The organism is Thermomonas fusca (assembly GCF_005862345.1).
GTDB classification, from domain to species: Bacteria; Pseudomonadota; Gammaproteobacteria; order Xanthomonadales; family Xanthomonadaceae; genus Thermomonas; species Thermomonas fusca.
Genome location: NZ_SROY01000002.1, coordinates 778679 through 785640, shown reverse-complemented (window position 1 = coordinate 785640; position 6962 = coordinate 778679). Strand labels below are relative to the sequence as shown.

Sequence of the window (6962 nt, the reverse complement as noted above, 5' to 3'; positions counted from 1 at the left end):
CTTCTTCACGTCCAATCTCCTTGCTGCCGGGGATTGGACTCCAGATCGCAGCGCTACTCAAATCCGGGGGGACGTCGGCCGCTCTGCATGCCCTTCGGGCCGCCGCTGAAGCTGATCCGTCGCCCGCCACGCTGCAGACACTGGTAGCTGCGCTCAAGATGGCAAAGCAACTGCCTGAAGCGATCGCCCGCGCCTTCGAACTCTTCGAAATGACGCAGGATCGCGAAGATGCAGAAGACGTGCTGCGCTTGTTGGCTCGCGAAGAACGGTGGGATGAGGTGTTGGCCTTTTTGGACCAAAATCCCGTGCTCGTTGAACAGTCGCGCGTTCTGACCGCAATGTACTTCGATGCGCTGTTTCGGCGCGGTCGTTGGAGCGATGCGCAGCGTCTTAGTGAAGCGAGCGCGGAACTTTCGAACCGACGTCATGAAATCGATTTACAGCTGTCGCTTTACGCGGGCAAGTGGGAAGGGCTAAGCCTATTTCTCGAGACGGTCCAAGCTGCCCCCGACTTGAGTGTTGACGACCGGCGTCGCTTTGCCCGCCTAGCCACTGCACTGGGTCGCACGACCATCGCTAAACGTTTGGTTAAAGCAGCGGTGGATGCCGCCCCAGACTCCCCGTCGGTGTTGTGGGACGCGTACATGCTAGCGGTGCGTGGACGTTGGGACGACGACGAAGTCGCCCTTTGGCTGCACAAGGCGATTGCGTTGTCGGACGAGAACGGTCCGGTTCACGCCAAGAACATCGACGAGCTAGTGGAGCTTGCGCCCCAGTGGCGCACGCGTACGGAGGCGCTGTCCAAGGGGGTGGCTTCGGCAGAGATGTACTTGGGCCTAGTGGCACAACACCTCAACCGCCCGCTGGCCACCTTTCTGCTGGGTAATGCGGTTGCGAACCAGAACGAGCGCGATCCCCGTCGGCGCACGCCGATCAGTGCTTTCGCCGCTAGCCGCCGCGGCGCACTGACTCGGCCGCGGGTGATCGCGCTGGATCAAACCGCGCTGTTGACACTAGGGCGCTTGGGCGTGCTACCAAAACTCCTGCAAGCCTTCGAACGCATCTTCGTGCCCCACGCCACGGGGGCTTGGCTGTTCTCAGAACACGCGGAAGTCCAGTTTCACCAACCCGGTCGAATTCATGACGCGCGCCAGCTGCTGCGCGCAATCGCAGCCGACGAGCTGCACGTGGCGGCGGGCGGCGTCGGGCACTCGCGGCGGCTGGCGGCAGAAGTGGGCGTCGACTTGGCTCAGTTGCTGCATGCGGTCACGCTCCATCGCGAGGCGCAACCGGAAACCTTCGTAGTGCGTCCGGGTCCGGTGCACCGCGCCGCTTCCTTGATGCGCGAAGAGGCCGATCTGGGCGAGTTTGCGCCGCTTGTGCGAAGCTGCCTTGAGATCGTGCGCAGCCTCCATATGCATGGCCTCCTAGCCGATGACGCAAACGGACGCGCGCTCGCGTATCTCCTCCAACACGACAAAGGGTTTGTGCACGACAGCACGGTGCCACTGGGCGCCGCGCTATACCTGGACGACGTCACGGTCAGTTTCTTCCAACATCTCAATCTGTGGAAAGCACTTGCCGACGCTGGCTTCCAACTGTTCATCCATCCAGGCGTCAAGACGGAAGCTGCGGCCCTGGAACAGCTCGATACCACCACGCAAAAGGTGATGGAGATACTCGATTCGCTTCGCCGGTTCCTGGTCGATGGCCAGGATCAGGACAAAGTCCATTTCCTGCGAAAGCCCGCACGTGAGGCCGGTGACCGCGACGATGATGCACCGCAGTTCTTGCTGCTACAGGCGATCGAACGCGAGCCTGGGGTGGAAGCAGTAATTGTTGATGATCGCGCCGCCAACAAGTTTGCGGAATTTACCTACCCCGATGGTTCTGTGATCGCACTAAGCACCACATTGGACGTGTTGGATTGGCTACGAGATACGCTGACCATCGACGAAAAAGAGTGGATGAACCATCGAACGGAGCTGCGCCGAAGCGGATATCTTTTTATTCCAGTGACGGCAAGCGAGCTCGGCGCGGGCTTACGCACTTCACAGGTCCGCGATGGCGTCCTGATTGAGTCCCCGGCGTTACGCGCCCTACGCGAGAACCACTTGCAGGCCCAAGCTGCGGAAATGCTACGCATTCCCGAAGAACTGCCGTGGTTGGTGGAGATCGGTACGCAAATCCAGCAGGCGATCGTGACGCTCTGGTCGAACGGGGATGACGACGTCGAGACAGCCGCGCGCGCCGCATGGCTGGTCGAGTACGGCCGCTGGGACGGCTTCTTGGGCCAGATGCCCGGGCCGTGGGAAGCAGCCCGCCTCCTCGATATCGATTCGATTAGCGTGAGCCGCTTGCTATTCAGCAATGCGGTGTTGAAGCGGCGTCGAAAGGCTTATTCCACCTGGGTCAACAAGGCATACCTCGAACCGATTCGGCGTTCCAAACCACGCATATTTGAGGCCATCTACCAGCGTGTCGCGCAGCAATTCAGCGATATCCCGCGCTATTTATCCGCCAACGAGCAGCAATTCACGCCAGCACAGGTTGCCACGGTGGCGGCAGATCTGTGCAAGACCTTCGTGAACGATCTACCGCAGTCGCTGCGTGAACGTGTTCTCGAAGACCGTGCGCTATTGAAGCAGCTCGGCCTGAGTTGCTCGACGCGCATGACAGTACACACTGTAGGCAAACCCAGCTTTGACACCAAGGCTTTGTACAACGGGGTCGAGCAAGCCTATACCGGTGCAACGTCAACAAAGATCGACGACGAGGCGGGCGACACCTGGAAGCTGCAAGTCACGGCGAATCACGCCGTCGTATGTACCCACCCGGCAACTGGGCGCGAGTTCCCGGTGCCGCATGCGCAGTTACTAGACATCGATGCCAGTCGGCGCGAAGCCTATCTGACGCACAGGGCCCGCGACTTTGGACTGGCGCCCGATGACATCCAGAACTGGCTGGATGAGGTGCGTCAAGCGCCTTTGAACCCGCGTCGTTTCGATCTACTGGAGCGTGATTTGGAAGACTCGCCCACAGGCGTGGCCGAGCACATCAAAGAAGCATTCGCAGGCTCGGTGGTCCAGTCCGACTTAGTCCCCACGAGCCGGCGGTACTACGAACGCTTAGTGCCGGCTTGGCAGGGTCAGCACACGCTCCCCGATTTTGTCGACGCGATTCGGCTGCGTCCGTCCGTGACCGACCCGGAGGCACGAGTGCGGCACGAGTTGCTTTGGTCAGCTCATGCCCACTTGGTGCCCGTCGCCGGCATTGCGATGCTTGAGGAGTCGACGCTGCGCGCCTTGGTGCACGAACTCCTGCCGACCATCGACCTGTGGTCGTTGACCGGACTCATCGAGGGAGTGCTTGCTCGACCCGATGCCAGCCAGGCGCTGCGCGGGCTGGTCGTCGAACTGATCACAGCGTTTGCCGCGCACATCCAAGAAGATGGCGGCAGGGTTGAGCTGACGTCACGTCTAGGAGGGATGGCCGATGCATTACTCAGTACGTCTGGGTTGTTCATCGGGGCGCCGGTCTATTGGCGCCGCTTCGCCGCCTTGGCCCATGCCGCCGTGCTGGAACGAGCTGCGCTGGAACTTGGGGTCGACCCCTTCCAGCTGGCGAGTTGGGCCCGTGAGTACTGGTCGGTGTTTCAAACGGCAACGCTCGCGGATGTTTCGTCGGAGCCGCGCTGGAACGGGTTCATGCTCGCACCTGCGCAGCTAAAGCAAGAACTGGTGGGTCGCGTTTTGGGAGCACTGGAGCCCCACCGCGGCGTGTTGGCCGAAGCTCTGGAGGGGCTGGCTTTCGGGGATACCGCCGGATCACTTGAAGCCCAACGCGTCGTCTTTTTTAGTGGGCTGCCGGGTCCGCTGGAAGGCGGTTCCGTCATCGCGCAAGCACTGCCGGAATTTCTAGTCGACCAGTTCAACACGATGCTGAGCGACACCAGCCAGTCGCTTGAATATCGTGTCTTGGCCGGCGCGCACCTCGCTGGCTTGGGAGCGCCTTTGCCGGAGCAATGGGCGCAGTTGACCGAGGCCGTCAAAGAGCTTGCTCTGTCCGACTCCATCGATGTGGAGGCGGATTACTGGGCCAGTCTGCTGACGCGACTGTCGCTCGCCGCGGCGAGTTCGCGCGATCGCCCACTGGCCGACGCCGTGCTGCGGCTCATCGAAGAGCACGTCACCACGCCGCTGCCGGTGCGCCTGTATGCCGGAATCACGACGTGCGGCGTGGAGGAGCAGGACGATGAATGGGCCGCTGCGGTCGCGAGTCATTTAGCTCGTTGCATTGCTGGCGAATTGTCCAAAGATGATGCCGAATATGTGCTGACAATGCTGCAGATCCTGTGTGATGCCAGGCCGTCACTGCGTCCGCGCATCGCACCTTCCATCGCACGGCTCAATGGCGTCGCAAAACGGGTCGGCTGATAGCAGAAGGAACTCTTCCCAGCTTCACGGTCATGTGAAGCGACTGTCCGCTTCTTGCCGTTTACACGCGAACTCAAATCACTTCAGCAGGCGAGCTGCGGGGTTGTCTTCCGCTGCTCCGGCCTGGAAGTAGCCAATCACACTCGCCACGGAACGGTGTTCCGTCATGGCCATCACCGCAGGGAGCGGAACACCTTGCTTGCCTGCTTCCGTGACAAATCCCGATCGCAGGCTATGCGCTCCAAAATCTCCCTCCAATCCCGCCAATCGAGCCCGGCGCTTCACGATGCTCGCGACAGAGCCCGGGAGTAGGGCAGGGCCGATTCTACCTTTCCAGATCCGCCGGAAGATCGCTCCCTCTTTAACTTGTGCGGCTTCCAGCCACGAAAACAGGGCCGCCGCACTACGTCCAAGAATGGGCTTGTCTGGGGTCGAATCCGCCGTCACTCCAGCCTGCTGGGTCTTCGAGTACTCCAGCCGGTAGATGTAGCCGTCGACGGCGACCTTGCGCAGGTCCCGCATGTCCGCGCCGGCGATCTCGCTACGACGACGCCCACCGCTGGCAAACCCGAAGCAGAGCAGGGCACGATCACGCAGGCCTTCCAGGCTGTCGTCGCAGGTGGCAAGCATGGCTTCGAGCTCTGGCCGGGTAATCGCGGTCTTTTTGGTCGGACGCTCGCCGCGTTTGACCGCAGCGCGTCGGGCGCGACTCAGCAGCGTCCTGACACTGGGCAGTTCGCAGGGGTTGGCCAGACGCTTGAGTTTGTGCGCGGTGGACAGCACGGCCATGCGCTGGACCACGGTCGACAGCTTAAGCGGCCCGACCTTGGCCTTGAGACCGGCCCCGACTAGAGCTTGGTCGATCGCCGGCGGCAATTCGCTGACCAGACCGGTCTTGTTCTTCCGCTGGATGTGGTCGACCAGAAACTGGATCACTACGGCCTCGCTCGCCGGCAAGGCCAATTCCACGCCATAGCGGGCATGGTGCCAGCCGGCCCAGTAGCGCAGGGCGGTGGCGTAGCTGCGCGTGGTGTTGGCCGCCGCGGCTTCGGCGAGCAATTCACGCACCGCGTCTGCCGCGTGCTGCGCCAGCTGCTCTGGCAACACCAGGTTGGTGGTCGTCGCTGGGGTGGTTATTGAAGTGCTATTACGTTTCATAGTATGTAATCTACATTATGAAATAGGGTGTGTACTAGCGATAATCATCACTTATCGCGTGTACGCAAACGGCAGAGTAGGGCGGCCGCCTGGGAGAAACAAGCCATGGCCAGAGGCATCACTGAAGCGCAAGTCCACGCAGCAGCGGACGCGATTGTCATCGCAGGTGAGCGACCGACCGTCGAGCGCATCCGCGCGCATCTAGGCAGTGGCTCCCCGAACACAGTCACCAAGCTGTTAGATAACTGGTGGACAGGACTAGGCCAGCGGCTGGCGGCGTTGGCACCGACAGTGGCCATCCCCGATGCACCCGCTGCGGTGCAGCGTCTAGCAGGGGAGCTGTGGACGCAGGCGGTGGCCACGGCTCGCGAGCAGGCACAGCTTGCCCTTGCCCTCGAACACGAAGCGCTAGAACGGGCTCGCGCGGTCCTAGCTGCGGAGCAGATTCAAGGTTCTGAACTGATCGCTGAGGCCGCCCAAGCTCGCGCTGCCTCCGATCAGGCTCGGTCACTGGCCGAGGCTCGTTTGGCCGAGGCTCAGCGCAGGGCTGACCAGCTGGAGACCCAACTAGCCGACGCCACAGAGCAACGCACCGCCCTAGCAGAACGTCTCGGCCGTCTTGAGCAAGAACGTTCCCGACTCGACCATCAGCTGCAGGCCGAAAGGGCGTCCGCAAGTCAGGAGCGCGAGGCGCAGATTGCTCACTCTCGCGCAGTCGAGGATCGAGCTCACGCTGAGGTGGATCGTTCGCGCCAGGAGGTTCTAGAGTTGCGCGCACAGCTGCGCGATGTCGAACGCGACCGCGACCTAGAGCGCGAGAGGTTAGCAAAGGCCTTGAAGCAGGCAAAAGCCGACCTGTCGACTGCTCAGCGAGATCTGGCAAAACAAACAGGCCGGGCTGAAGCACTGGAAGCGCAACTCGCTCAGAGGACAGCTCGGTCCATGCGAAAAGCTAGCGGCAACGCTACCCCTGTTAAAGCCGAGAGGCAGTTACGCCGGGCAAAGCGCACTATAGATTCCGAAGGCTGATCAACCGCTTGGGGCGCACACTCTTCCCAATAATCTGTCCCGCCACTAGTGCTCAACATCGGCGTCATTACCCACAACGGCGCATAGCATTTTCCGTTGTACCTGCTGGAGTGGTCGTTTTACACCTTGGATGCGCCCCGTATCCACAAGAGCGCGGTGCAAAACTCGGAAACCCAATGAGTGCGGTGTACATCAGGGCAATTTTTCATCGAGTTCAGAAAGCGAGAGGGCATGTTGTTAGCCAGCACCAGCAGCGGCTGCCCATCGGCCAAGACCTTACGACGTCCGGGTGCACAATTCGGCAGCTGCGATCCACCAGTCGCGAGAGCATCAAGGGCA

General features: G+C 61.4%; 3 protein-coding genes. 2 read left to right on the top strand and 1 reads right to left on the bottom strand.

Features of this window, described 5'->3' with window-relative positions; translation table 11 throughout:
* The first annotated feature begins 20 nt into the window (after nucleotides 1–20).
* Nucleotides 21–4436 (top strand): HTH domain-containing protein, encoded by a 4416-nt coding sequence (locus E5S66_RS07825; protein WP_138348674.1) that lies wholly within the window; start codon nucleotides 21–23, stop codon nucleotides 4434–4436.
* A 78-nt stretch (nucleotides 4437–4514) separates the two neighbouring features.
* Here the strand turns inward: E5S66_RS07825 and E5S66_RS07820 are convergent, their stop codons facing one another.
* Nucleotides 4515–5594 (bottom strand): site-specific integrase, encoded by a 1080-nt coding sequence (locus E5S66_RS07820; protein WP_138348673.1) that lies wholly within the window; start codon nucleotides 5592–5594, stop codon nucleotides 4515–4517.
* Nucleotides 5595–5699: 105 nt separating this feature from the next.
* Between E5S66_RS07820 and E5S66_RS07815 the strand changes: the two genes are divergently transcribed.
* A complete protein-coding gene (locus tag E5S66_RS07815; protein WP_138348672.1) occupies nucleotides 5700–6623 on the top strand; it encodes a DNA-binding protein in 924 nt (307 codons plus the stop codon).
* The last annotated feature ends 339 nt before the right edge of the window (nucleotides 6624–6962 follow it).